The 17,110-nt window shown below is 64.4% G+C and carries 15 protein-coding genes; 3 read left to right on the top strand and 12 right to left on the bottom strand.

Annotated elements, in window-relative coordinates:
* Nucleotides 1-532: 532 nt before the first annotated feature.
* A complete protein-coding gene (locus I2H31_RS09670; RefSeq protein ID WP_196292817.1) occupies nucleotides 533-1,126 on the bottom strand; it encodes a hypothetical protein in 594 nt (197 codons plus the stop codon).
* A gap of 587 nt (nucleotides 1,127-1,713) precedes the next feature.
* Here I2H31_RS09670 and I2H31_RS09665 point away from each other — a divergent pair.
* The 3 genes from I2H31_RS09665 (at nucleotide 1,714) to I2H31_RS09655 (ending at nucleotide 3,517) form a co-directional block, all read left to right on the top strand.
* Nucleotides 1,714-2,244: a hypothetical protein gene (locus tag I2H31_RS09665; protein ID WP_196292816.1), complete on the top strand. Its 531-nt coding sequence runs from the start codon at nucleotides 1,714-1,716 to the stop codon at nucleotides 2,242-2,244.
* A gap of 120 nt (nucleotides 2,245-2,364) precedes the next feature.
* Entirely contained in the window at nucleotides 2,365-3,291 is a 927-nt protein-coding gene (locus tag I2H31_RS09660; RefSeq protein ID WP_196292815.1) for a hypothetical protein, read from the top strand.
* Between the two features lie 85 nt (nucleotides 3,292-3,376).
* Nucleotides 3,377-3,517, top strand: a complete 141-nt coding sequence (locus I2H31_RS09655) for a hypothetical protein (RefSeq protein ID WP_196292814.1) — start codon at nucleotides 3,377-3,379, stop codon at nucleotides 3,515-3,517.
* A 998-nt stretch (nucleotides 3,518-4,515) separates the two neighbouring features.
* Here I2H31_RS09655 and I2H31_RS09650 read toward each other — a convergent pair.
* From I2H31_RS09650 to I2H31_RS25130, 11 genes are all read right to left on the bottom strand, one after another.
* Nucleotides 4,516-6,357, bottom strand: coding sequence for a hypothetical protein (locus I2H31_RS09650; protein WP_196292813.1), 1,842 nt, complete (start codon nucleotides 6,355-6,357; stop codon nucleotides 4,516-4,518).
* 31 nt (nucleotides 6,358-6,388) lie between these two features.
* A complete protein-coding gene (locus I2H31_RS09645) occupies nucleotides 6,389-6,730 on the bottom strand; it encodes a hypothetical protein (protein ID WP_196292812.1) in 342 nt (113 codons plus the stop codon).
* Between the two features lie 285 nt (nucleotides 6,731-7,015).
* On the bottom strand, nucleotides 7,016-7,795 hold the full coding sequence (locus tag I2H31_RS09640) for a hypothetical protein (protein ID WP_196292811.1): 780 nt from the start codon (nucleotides 7,793-7,795) through the stop codon (nucleotides 7,016-7,018).
* A 325-nt stretch (nucleotides 7,796-8,120) separates the two neighbouring features.
* Complete coding sequence (locus I2H31_RS09635; RefSeq protein WP_196292810.1) at nucleotides 8,121-8,705, bottom strand: hypothetical protein; 585 nt, start codon at nucleotides 8,703-8,705, stop codon at nucleotides 8,121-8,123.
* A 1,636-nt stretch (nucleotides 8,706-10,341) separates the two neighbouring features.
* Nucleotides 10,342-10,707 (bottom strand): SLOG family protein, encoded by a 366-nt coding sequence (locus I2H31_RS09630; protein ID WP_196292809.1) that lies wholly within the window; start codon nucleotides 10,705-10,707, stop codon nucleotides 10,342-10,344.
* A 357-nt stretch (nucleotides 10,708-11,064) separates the two neighbouring features.
* A complete protein-coding gene (locus I2H31_RS09625; RefSeq protein WP_196292808.1) occupies nucleotides 11,065-11,463 on the bottom strand; it encodes a helix-turn-helix domain-containing protein in 399 nt (132 codons plus the stop codon).
* 116 nt (nucleotides 11,464-11,579) lie between these two features.
* Nucleotides 11,580-12,890 (bottom strand): site-specific integrase, encoded by a 1,311-nt coding sequence (locus I2H31_RS09620; RefSeq protein WP_196292807.1) that lies wholly within the window; start codon nucleotides 12,888-12,890, stop codon nucleotides 11,580-11,582.
* A gap of 504 nt (nucleotides 12,891-13,394) precedes the next feature.
* Nucleotides 13,395-14,285, bottom strand: a complete 891-nt coding sequence (locus I2H31_RS09615; protein ID WP_196292806.1) for a helix-turn-helix domain-containing protein — start codon at nucleotides 14,283-14,285, stop codon at nucleotides 13,395-13,397.
* Nucleotides 14,286-14,396: 111 nt separating this feature from the next.
* Nucleotides 14,397-15,551: an aldo/keto reductase gene (locus tag I2H31_RS09610; RefSeq protein WP_317192207.1), complete on the bottom strand. Its 1,155-nt coding sequence runs from the start codon at nucleotides 15,549-15,551 to the stop codon at nucleotides 14,397-14,399.
* Nucleotides 15,552-15,676: 125 nt separating this feature from the next.
* Nucleotides 15,677-16,075, bottom strand: a complete 399-nt coding sequence (locus I2H31_RS25135; RefSeq protein ID WP_230687622.1) for a beta/alpha barrel domain-containing protein — start codon at nucleotides 16,073-16,075, stop codon at nucleotides 15,677-15,679.
* Nucleotides 16,076-16,123: 48 nt separating this feature from the next.
* On the bottom strand, nucleotides 16,124-16,822 hold the full coding sequence (locus I2H31_RS25130) for an oxidoreductase (RefSeq protein WP_230687620.1): 699 nt from the start codon (nucleotides 16,820-16,822) through the stop codon (nucleotides 16,124-16,126).
* Nucleotides 16,823-17,110: the final 288 nt, after the last annotated feature.

The following is a 17,110-nucleotide window of genomic DNA, read 5'->3' as shown; positions in this document are numbered from 1 at the left end:
CGGCGATTCGGTATTGGCCGTTGTCGGCGCAACACGCAGGGCTCAGACCGCCAGCGGCTTTGCCCGGCCGGCCTGGAGGCTCAGCGTTTTAGCCCCTTCCTTCCGCAAGTGCAACCAGGAACGCTAGGGCAGGTATCAGCACCGCCGGCTCGTCGGGGCCATCACGACCGACACGTTCCCCAGCTCAACAAGAGGCTTCGGATCCTGCACCGGTGCAATACCGTGCGGAACGGGCCTGCAAGCCCCGGTTCTGCGCTTTTCCCACTCTTTTTCGGGGTGTGGCCAGCCTTCTACTGGCGAACTTTCCCTGCCCTGCTCGTGAGGGTGGCGACGGGCTTCCCCGGGCGGCTCCGAAGCCGGCGTAGGTACGGGTTGCCAGGAGTCGAACGGCGGGCCGTGCGCGGAAAAGGTAAGCGAGCGGTAGAAAGCTACTTCTCCTGGTTTTGGTTTCCTCCGCGCTGCGAGGCCGCCCGTGCCGCCAAACCTGGCCTCTTCCGACGCCACTGGTTCAAGCCCATCTGCTTGGCCAGCGCTAAGCCAACGGCCACGTAAACGCCGCCAACTTTTTGAACAACGCGGCCTGCTTGGCCGGGTCTTCCGGGTAGCACTGTTGCGCGGCCTGCCGCATCCACGGCTCGCACCGGTTTAACCACCGGCTGGCGTGGGGCTGCCGAAAGTTGCTCCTGCACGCCCCAAACAGTATGCAGACGGCGACGAGCTCCGCCTGCGTCCGCTTTCGGTAGGACTGCGCCTGCAGCAACCCGAACAAGAGCAGGTGGTCCGGGGTAGGGAAAACCGCATTTTTCGACCACTTTATTTTCGGTTCTCCTTCCAGCGTGGGGGCGACGGCCCGCGGGGTTGCCGCCGGTTCACGGGCCGGCGCGGCGCGCGGCGCGCGACCGCTGCTGACCCCCGGCGCGCCCACGATGCGGGCAAATTCGTCGCCGAGGGCCCGAAACTCGGCGGCGGTCAGCCCCAACCAGCGGCGGGCGCGGCCCGCGTAGAGGGTGAGGTCCCGGCCGGCCTGACGTCCCTGGTCAATCAACCGCTGCTCGGCACGCCGACGGGAGGCCTTCCGTTTGGCCGAAGCTTTTGCTCGAATACGGGCCGTTACGTCAGACTCCATGGCTCCTCAAAAGTAATGCACTTTATATAAATCATTATACACATTCACGAAAAGGGGGAAAATCAGACACCTCTTCATAAAGTATTTACCAACAGTAGCAGAGGCAGTTCGTGACAGAGCCGTACCAAAGGCTCGGTGGTAGGCCTATGTATAAGTGAGAGGGGGCCAAAAGGCCAACACGCCCTCTCCTAGCCCCGTGCGCCGCGTCCAAAGTTATCACTTTCCCCGTCGATTCCCGCCGCTCCGGGTCAGCCTGTACCCGCTGACCCGGAGCCCTGGGGCTCCACGCGGCCGGTTCATCCGTCCCCCACCGCGGCACCGCAACCGGCAGGCGAGGCCACGCAGACGAGTTGGGCCCCTCGACCCCAGGAACCTGGTCGCTGAGGTTTGCTGACCGGGTCCTTCGCCGTGGCAAGTCGGCCTTCCCCGGCGGCCTTGGAAAGGCGCCGGTTCCCCGCGGCCTTGGCCACAGCAGCCCGGCCCTAAGAGCGCCGGCGTGCCCTTCTCACGGCCATCCCACAATCCGCTTACGGGCGAAAAGCCCGGTTCATCCACATCATTCACGCCGCATTAGGCACTTCCCTCTTATGCTCGAATTCATCTCCAACGAAGCGCTGGCCCACCTGGCCACGTTTCGCGACCACCTGCGCTTTCCCCTAACCCAGGTCGGGAGCCGCGCCCCCTACCTTCTCCCGGCCAGCGTGCACCTGCCCGTGCTGCCGCCCGCCGCGCCCGCGCCCGCGCCCGCGGCCGCCACCACCCGGATGCAGTGGATTGTGACAGCCCCGCCGAAGCCGCGCAGAAAGTCGAAGCAGGCGAAGCGGCCGGTCGACTTGCCGGAACGATTCGCCTTCCCCCGCACCACCCGCCTCGACCTGCTCGAAACCCTCGTGCAACTCACGGCCGCCGTCGCGCAGGCCGGCTGGTCAATTCCCGCCGCGTTCGCCCGCCCGCAGGCCCTGGAGCTCACCCTGGCCGCTGGCACGGGCCTCGTCGACCTCACGCTGCACCACTCGGCCGGCGCCCCGCTCTACGCCGAAGTCACCCGTGCTCACGACGCGGAGGCGGCCGCGCGGGCGCAGGCCATGCTCCTGGACCTCTGCTCCATTGCCCGGTAGGGCACTTGGCGCGCAGCCCTTATCAGCGACCGCAAGCTCATTTTTTCACTCCGATTCCTTGGACCCATGCCTTTTCAGCCGACTATCCGATCCGACGTTTATTTTGCGCTCCTCTGCGCCGTGTGCCCCACCGAGGGCATTCCCGAAAGCGCCCTGCGCGGCCTCCTTCGAAAGGTCGGCGTGCAGGACCCGCGCGACCTCATTCAGGCCGCCATCCAGCACAAGCTGCTGCGCCGGGTGCATCCCCCGCTGGAACGCCAAGATGCCGAAGAATCCACGCTGGTCTTGCTCTTGAACACGCCCGAAAGCTGCCCGGCACCCCTGTTCTACGAATACTTCTGCCGCCGCGCCGCCCGCCCGACGCGCTACCAGCGGCGCGAATTCGAGCGGGCCGAAAAAGCGAAGCACGCGGCCGCGCGCCGCAACAACGCCGTCGTCCCGCCGGCTTGGGAGGATAGTCCGCCGCCGCATCCCCAGGCCGCCGCGCTCCTCGACTACTACTGCGGGGACGAGGAGGAGCCCTGCGGCACCGTCACCCTGCCGGTACTAATCGACCGAATCAAGCGGGGCGGGACCACCGTGCAGGCCCTGACCGCGGCCGTGGCGAGCGTGCGCAACACGCCCTTCGAAGCCGCCATCACCCGGCTGCAATACACCATCGGCGTGCGCGGGCTCGAAACACCCGCCGAAGGCCGGCCCACCGCGGCCGGCCTGGGCCTGTTGCACCTGGATTTCGACCCGGTCGCGCAAATGCGGCACGACGTGCAGGCCCTGCTGCGCCAGGACGAGTACTTGCGCGACGGAATGCTGGGCATCTTCGGTGAACCGCAAGACGGGCAGTTGACGCTGTTCGTCGAGTTGGCGCCCCTGTGGAAAACCACCGGCGAGGCCCTGGCCGAGTGGCTCGGTTATTTCCACCGGCGCTACCGGGCCGCGGGCCTGACCTGCTACCTGCCGCAGGTGGACGGCCAGCCCGTGCAGCGCGTGAAGGTGTGGCACGACCCGGACAGCGACTGGCTCCCCGACCTGCTGCGGTGCCTGGCGTAGCCAACGGCAAGCCGGCGTTGCCAGGGACGACCAGTCTGAGCGGGCTGGCCGTCCCTGGTAACGCCGGCTTCGAAGCCGACGCCGCGTGGACCACGACGCAGGCGGTGGTGGCCACCAGCCGGTGCACTTTTCCGAGTGGCCCAAGCCTTTTTGGCACCCGAAGCCCGTGGCGAAGCGCCAGCCCCGGGCTTCGGGCGAAACGTTTTTGGCGGCGGCCATCTGGTAGCAAGAAGGCACTTCGACCTACCGACCCGGATGCAAGACCATCCGGAACCCCTGAAAACCCTAGGACCAAGGACTTTGACACCCGGTAATTAGGATAACATAAAATCCTGGTCGCCGGGTAGGCTTTCGTGGCCTGGTCGGTCGCGGCCTTCCGAGCGGGTGGTTCCCTGCTTTGGCGGGCCTTTCCGGTGTGAGCGGCCTCGACGGGGTTGCACCCGCCCGCGAGGCGGGAACATCCGGTGAGCCGGGCGGAGTGGCACCGAAGTCCGGTCCCCTTTACGCTCCGGCGTGCGGGTGACGGGCGGTGAGCCGGATTGGGCGACTAGGTCGACTGGGCTTACGATGGCCGAGTTCGGGCTTGTTCATTAGGTGCGCCGAAGCGCGCCCGCCTGGGGCCACGACGGCGAGCATCGTCAGGCCCGGAACCCGCGAAGAGTCTAGCGTCTAAGGCCTTCGCTATTCTCTGCTAGGATAACATAAAACGGTTGTCCGCTCTTGCTTGTCTGCCTGTCTCTGGGTTGCCGCCCGGTTGGCGGTTTGGCGCGCGATTTTGGGTGTGATTTGCGAATTGGTGGGTGTTGCCTGTCGAGGCTTTGCTGTCGGTCCATGCTGCGGCTGATTGTCCGCTCGTGCTCTGGTGTTCGCCAAGATTTGCTTCCCATTGCCAACGGAAGCATGTCGTCGCGGTCCCGAATTCTGCACTTGCCGCGGGCCCGCTGGATTTGGCCTTGTTCAGCGGGGTTTGACGTGCCCTGGCGCTACGCCGGCCAAACGGGCCCGCCGGTGGCGCTGTTCTGCCCTGGCTACGCCGCCCACGACCGCCGCCGGTCCCTTTGCTTTACCGCCCGCGCGGAGCAGCCGCAGTCGGGGTCTAAGCACTTCCTGACCCGGAAAAGAGGCCCGCCTTGCCAAACGCTGGTCCTGCGCGCTCAACCGCGCAGGACCAGCGTCAGCCCCGGTCTCTAACCGCGCTTGGGTAGTTAGCCGTTGTTCGCCACCTCACGCGGCGGCGAACAATTCCTCGTACCAGTTTTCGGCGCTCAGCGGGCGCGGCGGTATTACCAACTGGCGCCTCCGGCCTCGCCGGACCGGCCCCTGCCGCTTAACCGGTGCCGTCGACCGCGCTGCCGCGGCCGTCGGGGCCAAAAGCTGGGCCGGTGCTTCGCCTGGTTGCGCCTCGCTGCCCCAGGTGCTGCGGCTGAACTGGGGCGTAAGGCCCACCCAGCGGGTGAGGTACTTTCGCATCAGCTCCTCGACTTGGTCGGTGACGTCGCTGGGCACAATGAGGCTGTCGTGGATCGAGTACACCGGACAGTCGAACCGTTTGCGGATGAGCGGCACGAGCTTCTGAAGAAACAAGTTCGATTCGAGGGTCTGAAGCAGGCACGCCAAATATTTGTAATCATACGACTTGTAGGCCCGCAGTACGGCGTCCACCGTGGGAAAGAGCCGGGTGAAGGTCTCCTTCGCCACGGAGGTGGAGGCGTTGTGAGAAAAAAGTGCTGCGAACAACATGCATTTTACCGCTCCCTCGCTCGCTTCTTCCTGGCCCAGCGCGAGGCCCAGTTCCCGCCGCAGGTAGGGGTAGAACTGCCCCGACGCGGTCAGCTCGCGAAACCGGACCACGTCTTCGGGGAACGACACAACGCCGTTGTCATCAGGAGCTCCATAGGCTTGCGTTAGGATAATGTAAGCCCGGTGGGCGCTTCGGGCGTGTTGCCAGCTGGCCTGGCTCGGCGGTGTGGTGGTCGTGGGTTGCGTTGGCGGGGTGGGCCGGCGTGCGGGGCGCAGACCCGCGCGCGCCGGCCGCTGGGTTTCTGGCCCGGCCGCCTGCTCGGCCCTCTCTGCCCGCCCCGCTCCTTCCCCTTGCAGGGTGATGGGCGGATGGGCCCCGCGCCTCCCCTTCTTGTAGGGTTTGGAGTACCAGGACAGGGTCAAAAGGGCGTTGATAAGGTAGGGCTGTGAGTTTTTCAGGTCGATTCCAGACAACGGTGCCCATCCCTCAGCGTAGCAGAACCTGCGAAGTTGTTTTCCAAGCCGCGTGAGCACGGTGTGAACGCGGCCGTAGTCGTCGATGACGGCCCGAAAGTCGCGCTCCTCGATTTGGGCGATGCTGGCGTGGCGCTGCCTATACTGCTCATAGGGGTCCTTCGTCTCGTGGTCGCCCGGCGGGGTCGCTTCTTCCCCTGGGGGGCAAGGAGGCTCCCCCAGGCCGGCGGGCGAGCCGCGGCGGGGCCGCTTTTTCTTGGCCTCGCGCGCGGCCGGGTCACGCAGGGCTCGCTCCAGCTCCTGCGCGATGAAGGCCCGGGCAGGTGCCCCGTGGATGCGCAAGGCACAGGTGCGCGGGTCGAGGCTTTCGAGCAGCGACGCATAGGCCCGGCGCTCGTCCGCCGGCAGGTCAGCCGGCACGTGGGCCCGGCGCCGCCGTTCCAAGTGGCGGCACAGGGCCGGATCGCTCAGGCGCACCTCGCGGAAGCCCGGTACCGCCGCGGCCCCGCCAGGTCTGTTGGCGGCCCCATACCTGTAGCCGCGAGATTTGGGCGCCTGGCCCGGGGCGGCGGGGATGTAGTGGTTGTCGCACTCCAGCAGGCCCGAGGCCAGGGCGTAATCCAAGTAAAATCGGTAATCGCGCAGCCATTGCTGGAGCGCCGCCGAGTTAAGGGGAACGAACCCGAGCGGCTCCTCGGCCAGGTAGGCGGCCAGGCGGCGGTTTTTGGTCGGCACCAGGGCCAACTGGTGCAGCAGCTCAACTAAGCAGTCGCGGCGAAAGCCGGCGAAAGTCGGCGGATGGGCGGCCAGGTGGGCTTCGAGAAAGGCAGGTTCGAGGCGGAGGATGGGCATGGGAAGCGGGTGCTGAATTTGGCCAGAGGGTCTAAGCATTGAGGGACCGCAGGGCGTCCTGTATCAGCTGCGAGTCGCCGCCTTGCCGCACAGCCCGTCCCCTCACCAGCGCCTTGTTGAAGTACTGCAGGACGATGCCGACTTCGTCCTCGAAGATATCTGGGCGGCTGATGGCCACACGGAGCGCGAGAGGCATCCGTTCGATGCAGCGCACGGTGATGTTGGCGGGTTCGAGCCGAGCAATGACTTCGGCCAATACCTGTCGCAGGCCTTCGGGCAATGCCTGCACCTCGCGTTGCCGGCCCAACACGGGGTCGAAGTGAAAAGCAGAGGGTGCCGGGTTTGGCTGGGAGGTTTGAGTAAGGTTTTTCATGAGGGGAAGTAGTGAACAGGGCCTGCTAGGCCCGTCGGTGAAAAAGAGGTAGTGCACCCTCCTTCAGCGTTGGAGAACCGAAGGAGGGTACGGTACCGGCCACTGGGGCCACGGCGCCGCGCCGCCCGCCTTGCAGGCCTCCAAGAGCGGCTTCGCCTTGGCACTGGCTCGAACGAGCCGGGCTGCGCGCCTCGGCCAGCGCCCGACCGGCGGCCGTGGCCAAGGCCGCGGTCGAAGCGGACGTCGATAATTCAATCGACGGCCGCTTCGACCAATTATGGGCCTCTAAGCGGATTGGGTTGCTACGCCTTCGGCTCCGCTCGCCGCGCTGCTGAGGCTGAGCAACAGTTTTTGCAAGGGCGCGAGGACGGTGTTGGATTGCACCTGGGCCACCCGGGCCTGAATCGGTGCATCGCCGGGCCCGTAATGCAGCAGCACTTGCGCCAGGCCGTGTTGTGGGGCTTGAAACCACAACTCTAACGCGTTGGGACCAAGCTCCATCCACGGCAGCGTCCACTGGCGCTTGTGGGCCCCGTCGTGGAGTTGATAGTAAGCCGACACGAGTTGCAGCGGCAGCCCGTCGGCGAAAAGGCCGTCTACTTCGTTGGCAAACAGCGGCAGGGGCCGATTAAGCAGGCGCATGACTTCCTGGCCAAGGGCTGTCTGTGGGCTTTCCGCCACGGCTTTGCGAAACGCCCCGGACTTGTTGTGGTAGAGAACGACCTGAGCGGTTTCCGTGCCACGGCACGCGGTGATGCGCAGCCCCTGCGGCACCCCGTTTTGTACGAAAACGGTGATGTCCGTGGCTTTGAGCATGAACACGGCCCGGAAAAACAGCTCCCGCTGGTCGTCCTCCAAGAACCACACACTGAAATTGCGGTCGAATTTTCGGTCGTGCGGAAACGGCGAGGTAAGGCTGTCGTAAGCAATTGCCGGCAGCTTTAACTCACCGTTGGGTTGGGGGGCAGGAGCGCCAGCGAGGAACTGCAGCGGCTTTCGAAAGGCTTCCTCCTGGTTGAAGGCCGTTAGGGTTTCGAGCACGGAAGAGTCCGCGTGAAATTGCATGCCGGAAGGGCGTGATTGGTGAGAATTCATGGGAGAGCAAATGGGCTTCGAAGCCCGTTAGTAAAAAATGAGGTCGTGCATCCTCCCCGGCTGGCTATCGGCGGCGGAGGGCACGGTATCGGGCCACCGGGGCCCTGGCGTGACGCCGCCCCTACTGGTGGCCGGTAAAGGATTTGCACCGGATATAGGCGTGAACCTCGGGGCGGTTTCAGTGCCGAGTTTCCCACGCGGCCCGGGCCGCTCCTTCGTATCGAGGGGGATGGTACTTGCCGCCAGCGAAGTACCCCGGCGCCTTGTCGCGCCGGGGCGGCTCACGGGCTTGGTGCTAGCCCAGTAGGTCCGAACGAAAAGCGGTTTTTGGGTCGTAGTACAAGGTTGTCGGGCGGTTTGGGTCCTGGTTCTGCCACGGGTGGCAGCGCAGGACCCGGTACCGGTCTTGGAGGGTGAAATGCACCACGAGGTCCTCAATCTTTTGAGCATAGCTTTCCGGCCCCGAAGGCAAGGCGACGACCGCCGTCAGGCCGAGCTGGGAAGGCCACCGGTTCAGCAGCAGCGGCGGGTGGATGCCGCCGAAGGCCTCGCCGAGGAAGGCGCGACGGACCTGACCGGTAAACCGCGCGGGGTCCACCTCGAAGTGGAGAACGCCGAGGCCGGTGGCCACTGCTGCGCCGCTTTCGGCCGTGCCGCGGGCGCTAAAGTTGACGAAGCACGAACTTGGCAGCATGAAGGGTTCGTAACCGCCCTGCATCAGGGTGGGCAGTTCCCGGGCGATGGCTTTGGTCTCGGCAAGCAGCGAGCTGTAGGGGTCGGTGAGCCACACGTCCAGCTCCCGGAAGGTGATGGCGGCGGGCGGCGGGCAGTCGTCCAGGTTGGGGTAGTACTGCCGGTCCTCGTAGCGGTCAAAGGTCATTCGCGCCGGTGGTGGGAGCACGGGCATCGCCGGATGGTTCGCTAAGCTCGGCGTGGAGTAGCGGCACGCGTCGGACTGGCCGGGCGAGCACCGGGCGGTGGGTACGTCGCCTTCCGCGGAAGGCGATTCCGGGCGTTGCGCAGCGGGCGTGTCGGCGAACAGCCGGTCCATGCTAGCCAGCTCGCGGTCCGCCCAGGGCGAGCCCCAGCCGCAAATCCGGGCACCTTCCTGAACAGCCAGCAAATGCCGGCGCACCTCGGGGTACTGACTCCGCAACGTGGCTCCCCGAGCTCGCTCGCACCGGTTATGCCGGCAGCCGCCAGGCGCCGAGGTGGACAGCGGCGGGTAGGACGACGTGAGGGGTTGCGAAACGGATGGGAGTGGCTTTGCGTCCGTCTGGCCGGGCGAGCCGTGTGGGTTGGAGGGATTGTTCATAACGGGGTGAAAGTTGATGGCCGGTAATCCGGACCGTGGTGAGGTGGTAAAGGCGTTGGAGCTGGTGAAGACGCTGGCGCACTTGCGTGACCCGCGACCCGCTCCAAGGGCGCTGGCGGCGGGCCGCGGGAGGCAGCATTCGCCCCCGCGGGTTGCTGTGGCCGCGCGGGACAGGGGCCGCCCGTTTCCGACGCGGGGCAGAGTGGTCGTCGACGGCATGCGGCGGCGGGGTCGCATCGAGCCCGGCAGCGCGCCGCGGCCAGGCACGACGGCCCGGCGTTGCGATAAGCCGGCCGGGGCCGTTTCTCCCCAATAAGGACCGTCGAGACGCTCACGAGCGGCAGCCCCGCCGCCTCGCGCGTGGTCGCTCCAGCGAGCATCTTCACGGGCAGTGAGCCGCGGTGTTGAACCAAGGCTTGGCGAACGTCCCGGACGGTTTCTTCGCGACTTGTTTGTTGCAATTCCAGCAACAAGGCGTAGATTAGCGGGACGGTCATGGGTTGAGCAAAAAGCAGGGAGCCGGTGTCTACTAGTGTATAGCCCCCCTCAGGCCCAAAAGTGACAGCGCTTGCGCTCAGGTTTTTAATCCGTTTTGTGGTTGTGCTTAGGGCCCCTTCGACATCGTCAACCGGGCCTTTCCCGCCTCCGCCCTGTTTTTTTCCCTGTCGCCCCGTCGCCATTCCGGCACGGGCCCGCCTTCGGCACTCGTGGGTTGTCGAGACAACCGCGCGTTCTGCTGGTAAAAGCGCTGGGGCCTTCGGGCATAGGCCCCGCCTTACGCGAAGTCTACACCTAGTTCTTTTAAAGGCGAAGCCCCTTGTCAGGTAATCATTTGGTCCTTAGGCTTTAACAAATCGATAACCGCGCCTTAACAGGCCCAGCTGCTCGTAGCGTCCGCCAGTAACGGGTCGTTCGCACCATTATAGGAGCCCGGGAAGCCTCACAAAACGCCCTTACGCGGTGCATACGCCCGCTCCCACTCCGTGTCAGCCCATCCCTCTGTCAGGGGTGACCCACCCCCTGGCTTTCAAGCTGAAACCCACGCCCAGCCGGTTGCGCCGCGTTGTTACCGTCCCGGCGAAAAAGGTGACTCTGTCAACGCAGGAAAGGGCTTTATCGCCACCTCGCCCCGGTTCCTTATCTACATCCGCAGGCATAGGCGAAGAAGCCGGCCGACGGTAACGACCAGAACTGAGGCGGCTTAGGGCAGCGGTGCCACAATGATTAGCTTCAGGCCGCGCTTGCGCGCGTGGCGCAGAGCATGGCCGGTACCTTTGCTGACCCCGTCCCACAGCGCGAAACAGGCCTCGGCTGCATCTATAATCAGTTGGTTGCGCACTAACGGAGCAGCCCGGCCGTGTGCCTTGTAATCCGGGCGGTGTATTTGGATGGCAATTCCTCTGGACTGAGCGTAGCGCTCAACGTGGGCGTCGGCGCCTGTTAAGGCGCCCCCGGAAATAATCAGCTTGATGGGCTGGGCCGCGGCCAGGGCGTCTAGTTCGCGGCTGAGTTGTTCATAGTGGGCCTCGGTGGTGGCATGGCGGCTGCCGATTACTGCAAGCTTCACGGGTTGGGCTTAAAAGATGAGTGAAAAGGTCCCCTAAATGGAAAGCCGGCGCCCGCAATAAGGCGTTGGAATAAGCTAAACCATTAGGCAGCAAATCAACATTTGACAAATTATTTCCAGTTCCAAGCCTATTATTATAACCACTTCTATTACAACACATTAATTCAATAAACTAGCTGGTGATTTTCGCCGCTTCAGAGACAGCACCTTCGAAAACTAGTGTCCAACCCTGGGGACACATGAGACCACCGGCTCGAACAGGGGGTGGTCGCCAACTTTGTCGCGTTCAGCTCAGAACCCAGCGTGTCCCCGGGGGCCTGCAGGTTTCGAGGGTTTGCAACACCCGCTACCCTGGCGCTACTCCGATTTCTCAATCCCCCGGCCCCGCCGGGGTGTTGTGCGCCTGCCGTCCAGGCGCGGGGGCTGTTGCAGGGCTGCCTGTAGGTCTTCTGGCGAAAAGAGTGTCCGACTGCCGAGTTTTCGGTACGGGAGCAGGCCGCGGCGCTTCCACGCGTGAATGCTGGCCACGCACACGTCCAGAAAGGCCGCCGCTTCCTTGACGCTGAGCAGCGCTTGAACTGCTGGGCTCTCCGGGCGGGCGGCCGCGGTGGGGGTGACTGCCTGGGCCGCCAGTTCTTCGCGCAGAACCTGGCGCAGTTCCTCGCGAAGGATGGCCCGCAGGTCGGTGCGGTACTCGTCCTGGGAAAACAGCAGCAAAAACGGCGCCGCGGCCGCGAGGGGGGAGCTAGGAGGCATGAGGCGAAATGAGCAAGGGTGATGCCCCCAGTATTATGCTCCACGCTCGTCGGTTTCCGTTGATGCCGGTAGTTTTTACCAGTCATTCCCTGCTTCCCTGCTGCGGCCCTCCCCTACTAACGCCCCGGCCCGCTGCCGTAGACGGCGGCGAACTCCCGCTCCACCGTGCGGTCGGCGATGTGCACGTAGCGTTTAAATGTCTCCCAGCTCTTGTGGCCGGTGCACTTCATGACCGTTTCGGGCCGCAGTCCGGCCTCCAGGGCCAGCGTGACGAAGGTGCGGCGGGCCGTGTGACAGGTCAGCAGTTCGTACTTCCTCAGACGCTCGGCCCGCCGCTGCCCGCCGGCGTAGCGCACGCGCTCCACCCACCCGTACAAGCCGGCCTTGCGGCCAATGCGTTTGAGGTGCTCGTTCAGCTTCTGGTTGCTGATGAATTCGAGTTCGCCGGCGAACAGGCGCTCGAGCAGGGCTTGCGCCCCGGGCCGCAGCGGCACGGTCACCGTCTCGCGCGTTTTCTGCGTGCGCAGGCGCAGCAGGTTGCCCTGCCAGTGCTCGGGGCGCAGGGCCACCAGGTCGGAGTAGCGCAGGCCGGTGTAGCAGGCCAGCAGGAACAGGTCGCGGGCGTTGCGCTGCCCGGGCTCCTCGACCAGCGGCACGGCCTCCAGCCGCCCGACTTCTTCGGTGGTCAGGGTCATGATGCCCGGCTCTCTGCGGCGCCAGTTGAGATACTTCAACTCCTGGGGCGGCACCAGGCCCTGCACCTGGGCGTCGCGCAGAAAGGCCTTCAGGCGGGTGAGCACCTTGGCCACGGAGTTATCGGTCAATTTGGCTGTGGCCAGCAGGTAGGCGGTGAAGCGCGCGGCGAAGGCCGGCGTCAATGTCCCGAAGTCGACTTGCTCGCCGGTGGCCCGCCCGTACGCCCGCAGGTGCCCTAAGGTGGTGGCGTTGCTTTGGCGCGTGCGCGGGCTCAGTCGATCGGCCTGGGCCCGGTCCCAGGCCTCATAGGCGGTGAACAGGTTCGGGGCGGCCGGCTCCGCGTCGGGGTCTTCGCCGGACTCCGACGCAGCGGGCTCCAAATCAGCGGATACCGGCTCGGGTTCGGTGGGGTTGGGCTCGTGCGGGCCCGCGATGGGCACTGGCTCGAGCACCTGGCGGAGTTGCTCGGGCGTGGGCACCCGCCCGGCGGCCAAGGCTTCAATCAAATAGGTTTCCAGGCGGGTGCGCTGGGCTGCGAGGGCCGCGTTGAGTACCCCGCCCTGGGCGTTGCCGCGGGTCTGCACCAGTTGAGCAGCCTGTAGCCACTTCCCAGGTGCTACCCGCTGGCCCGTGTATACCTTAATCTTGGTGCCGGCCACCGATACCCGGGCGATGATGGGCGTGGGCTGCGCCTGATTGGGCTCTTTCAGGAAGAACGTAATGCTGGCCATGAACAATTTATGCAATAATTTATCACTGATTATCAGTGACTTAAATCACAAAATAAATTATTGCGCGTTCCACGGACAAGTATCTAACCCGCTGTCTGTTTGACTCTTATTGTTGCCCGCTGCAACGCATTAAGGGGGCCGGAGGAGCATAGCCGATGGCCGTGCGTTGAACCTTAAGACCCGGGGTTGCCGCTCGATTTTTCGAATGAAAAATAATGTCGGCTTCTATTGTGTAGTCATGTGACTTCACATAAATGTGTAGTCATGTGACTTCACATAAATTATTACTGCGTGTTCCACGGACAAGTATCGCAACCCTTTGCTTTAGTGCCGCTTGGGCAAGTTTGCGCGGCTGATGAAGGCGGCTGATGCCCGAGTGCATTAGGGCGGCGACTTTCCGGGGGACTTTAAGGACCGGCCGTATGTTGAGGTGTAGGGTGGAAACGAAACGAGCGGGCCAGATGGTCCGCTCGTTTTGGTTTGGCACTAGGACAGTGTCGCTTGTTAGGCTGCTTGCCGGAAGGCTAGCGGGGTGGTACCGGTGTGTTGCTTGAAAAAGCGGTGGAAGTAAGTGGCGTACTCGAAGCCGAGGCAGTCGGCGATGTCGCCCACGCTCCAGTCGGTGTGATGCAGGAGGACCTTGGCTTCGCTGGTGAAGCGCTCGGCAATGTGGGCCGAGGTGGGCTTGCCGGTCACTTCCTTCACGTACCGGTTCAGGCTGTTGACGTGCAGGGCCAGGCGGTCAGCGTAGTCCTGGGCATTTTTCGGGATGGGCTCGTGGTACTCCTTGGTCACTAGAAATTGAATTTCCAGCAGGGTCATAAACAAGTTGGTGACGCGCTCGGCGGCGTTGGTGGCCACGGCCAGAAACGGACTGGCCGGCTCCAGGCGGGCGGCCTCGTGGACGATGAGCGAGAGCTGGCTGCGCAGCAGCTCGTCCTTGTGCTCGTAGTCGGTGTCAAAATCCTTCCGCATCCGGCCAAACACTTCGCCCAAGTAGCGCTGCTGCGCGTCGTCGAGGTAATAGACTGGGTTGCCGTCGACGCGGTAGAGCACCGACTCTTTGAGGCTGACGCCCCGCATGGCCGCGTGCAGAAACGGCTCGGTGAAGGCAATGACGTAGCCCACTTGCTCGGGGGACCCTTCGACCGGTTCCCACGAAAAGGGCACCAGGCGGTTGGTGAACACCAGCGCGGGCCGGTCGATGGCATAGCTGCGGGTGGCGTAGTGCAGCTCATTGACGCCCTGCAACACCAGCATGCACTTGAACACGTCGCGCCGGTCGTACTTACCCAAGCCGCAGTTCGCCTCCGCCATGGTGAGCACGGTGACTTCGCCCCCGGTGGGCGACGTGCGCGGATAAATGGTCCGCGGTTCGGGCAGGGGTTGGGACATGGTGGCGGTCGGTAAAAAAGCAGTGGATACTACCCCGAACGAAAGGCGGGGGTTTGGAGAATGATACGGAGACGTGGGCACGTAGGCCGCACAAGGGCGGTGGCGGCGCGCTTACGCTTCCACCTGTTGCATTTGCGCGGCGTTCATGCGGCTGCCCTGTACCCGCAGGTGAGCGAAACCGGTGGCTAGTTCCTGCAGGTCGGCCGGGGTTAGCGTCAGCTGGATAGCGCCGAGGTTTTCGTGCAGGTGGGCCTGGTTGCGGGTGCCGGGGATGGGCACGATAAAGGGCTTCTGGGCCAGCAGCCAGGCCAGCGAAACCTGGGCGGGCGTGGCGTTCCTTGTTTTCGCAAACCCGGTCAGGAAGTCTACAATGGGCCGATTTGCCGCCAGGGCGGCCGGGGTGAAACGGTCGAAGCCGGCGCGCAGGTCCGTTTTGGGGTCGAGCTGCGTGCGGGCGTCGAGGGTGCCGGTGAGGTAGCCCATGCCCACCGGGCCCCACGGCACGAAGCCGATGCCGAGTTCTTCGCAGGTGGCCAGCACGCCGTTGTGCTCGGGGCTGCGTTCCATGAACGAGTATTCGCTTTGCACGGCGCTCACCGGCTGCACGGCGTGCGCCCGGCGAATGGTGCGGGCACCAGCCTCCGAGAGGCCGAAATGCAACACCTTGCCTTCCTGAATCAGGTCTTTGATGGTCCCGGCCACGTCTTCGATGGGCACGGTGGGGTCGACGCGGTGCTGGTAGTAGAGGTCCAGGCGGTCCGTGCGCAGGCGTTTCAATGACTCCTCCACCACTTTGCGGATGTGCGCCGGGCGGCTGTCGAGGGCGGTGGTGCCGTCAATCTTAAAGCCAAACTTGCTGGCGATGACGACCTGGTCGCGGAACGGGGCCAGGGCTTCGCCCACCAGCGTTTCGCTGGTGTAGGGGCCGTACACTTCGGCCGTGTCGAAGAAGCGGATGCCTTGCTCGTAAGCGGTGCGAATAAGCTGGATGCCCTGGGCTTTGTCGGCGGGCGGGCCGTAGTTGGCGCTGATGCTCATGCAGCCGGCGCCAATTTCTGAAACGGTGAGCGTGCCCAATTTCCGGGTTTTCATCGGAGCTTTTGTGGTGGGAGATGTTTGGCCGTGCCCGGTGGAGCGGGCGGCCAGCAAGGCGGGGGCGACAGCTAAGCTGGCCCCTAGCAGGACGGACTTGGTCACGAAGTCGCGGCGACTCAGGACACGACTTGTGCCGGCGGGTCCGGCGGTGGGCGGCAGGTTCTTTTCCATAAGCGGGGAGGTTGAGTGGTGGTAGGCAACCGGAGGTAGATGGCGTGGCCCGCGCCGGTGGCCTCGGCGTTGGCCGGGCGGGTGGTATCGAAAGGGAGAAAACGCTTCAGCTAAACCGAACGGGGCTACGCGGCCGCCACGGTGAACCAGCCGGTGGCCACCTGAATGATGCCCCACAGCTTGCCGGGAATGTGTTTCTCCGCCACGGTGGAGGGCTGCAAGGTCCCCGTGATTTCGTCTTCGCGGCCGCTGGCGGCCAGCTCCAGCCAGTTGGGGTTCACCACCAGGGCCTGGCCCACGGCTACCACCGATAGTCCGAGGTCCAGGGCCTGGCGCGCCTCGGCGGGTGTGCGGATGTTGCCGGCGGAAATGATGGGCAGACGGCCATTGGCCCGCGCCAGGATGCCCTCAATTACCAACTGGTCGTCGTGGCTATCGACGGCTTTAGCGGTCAGCACGCTCGGCAGCGAGATGTGGGCGTAGTCGACGTCGAGCGCAATGAGGCGGTCGAGCAGCTCGTACACGTCGGCGATGCGCAGGCCGCCTACCTGGGGCTCGTCGGGCGAGATGCGTTAGCCCAGCAGAAAAGGCCCGGTGGCGTGCTCTTGGATAATGCGCCGGACTTCGGCTACCACGGCCAGTGGGAAGCGCAGGCGGTTTTCGAGCGAACCACCCCACTGGTCGGTGCGCTGGTTGAAAAAGGGCGAGAGGAAATTCTGGAGCAAAAAGCCATGCGCGCCGTGCAGTTCCACGCCGTCAAAGCCGGCCTCGATGGCCCGGCGGGTGGCCTGGCCAAAGTCCTGAATGATACCCTGTATTTCTTCTTCGGTGAGGGCACGCGAAGCGGCGGGAGGCGTGAAAGCGGTGGCTTCGATGTCCATCGTGCTGGCGCTCACAATATCCCCATTGGGCACGAGGGCCGCCAGGGCCTTGTTGCCGCCGTGGAAAATTTGCAGGATAGCAGGCGCGCCGCCGCTCTTAGCCGCCGTGGCTAGTTTGCGCAGGCTGGGAATGAAGGAATCGTCGTGGGAAGCGAATTCGTCGGTGAAGCCCTGGCCGTTGGGCGTGACGTGCGAGCAGCCGGTGATGACCAGGCCCACGCCGTTGACACGGGCCTCGTAGTACCGAGCCTCCTCGTCGGAGATGGTCAGGTCATCGTTGCTCGACCAGGTGGTCATCGGGGCCATGGCCACCGCGTTTCGGAGGGTGATGCCGCGCTTAAATGCAAACGGCTGGAACAGCAAATCGATTTTTTCCGCAGTGGGGATCATGTCCGTGGTTTGCTGGGGTTATAAAGCAAAGGTCCCCCACCGCCAGAGGGCTGCGTAATACCTATCAAACCACTTTGTGCACAAATCAAACACGAACTACCAGCCGTGGGCGCGGGCTGGGAGGTTTTTGCAGAACGTCAGACTGTCTACCTGAAGGGAAATAGAATCAAAACGAGCGGGCCAGATAGTCCGCTCGTTTTGCTTTAGATACGCATTTGCAACAGCTCGTTGGGTTAGCTAGTCGTTGCGGTCGGTGGCCACGGCGTACTCGTGGCACTTGCCGGCGTC

It is taken from the genome of Hymenobacter ruricola (genome assembly GCF_015694525.1).
Classification (GTDB): Bacteria; Bacteroidota; Bacteroidia; order Cytophagales; family Hymenobacteraceae; genus Hymenobacter; species Hymenobacter ruricola.
The sequence above is the reverse complement of the archived record's forward strand: the minus strand, read 5'-3'. Positions and strand labels throughout refer to the sequence as shown.

Coding starts and splice junctions, on each gene's coding strand:
- I2H31_RS09670 (WP_196292817.1), bottom strand. CDS start 1,126: ATGGAGTCTGACGTAACGGCCCGTATTCGAGCAAAAGCTTCGGCCAAA.
- I2H31_RS09665 (WP_196292816.1), top strand. CDS start 1,714: ATGCTCGAATTCATCTCCAACGAAGCGCTGGCCCACCTGGCCACGTTT.
- I2H31_RS09650 (WP_196292813.1), bottom strand. CDS start 6,357: ATGCCCATCCTCCGCCTCGAACCTGCCTTTCTCGAAGCCCACCTGGCC.
- I2H31_RS09645 (WP_196292812.1), bottom strand. CDS start 6,730: ATGAAAAACCTTACTCAAACCTCCCAGCCAAACCCGGCACCCTCTGCT.
- I2H31_RS09640 (WP_196292811.1), bottom strand. CDS start 7,795: ATGCAATTTCACGCGGACTCTTCCGTGCTCGAAACCCTAACGGCCTTC.
- I2H31_RS09635 (WP_196292810.1), bottom strand. CDS start 8,705: ATGACCTTTGACCGCTACGAGGACCGGCAGTACTACCCCAACCTGGAC.
- I2H31_RS09625 (WP_196292808.1), bottom strand. CDS start 11,463: ATGCCTCCTAGCTCCCCCCTCGCGGCCGCGGCGCCGTTTTTGCTGCTG.
- I2H31_RS09620 (WP_196292807.1), bottom strand. CDS start 12,890: ATGGCCAGCATTACGTTCTTCCTGAAAGAGCCCAATCAGGCGCAGCCC.
- I2H31_RS09615 (WP_196292806.1), bottom strand. CDS start 14,285: ATGTCCCAACCCCTGCCCGAACCGCGGACCATTTATCCGCGCACGTCG.
- I2H31_RS09610 (WP_317192207.1), bottom strand. CDS start 15,551: ATGGAAAAGAACCTGCCGCCCACCGCCGGACCCGCCGGCACAAGTCGT.
- I2H31_RS25130 (WP_230687620.1), bottom strand. CDS start 16,822: ATGATCCCCACTGCGGAAAAAATCGATTTGCTGTTCCAGCCGTTTGCA.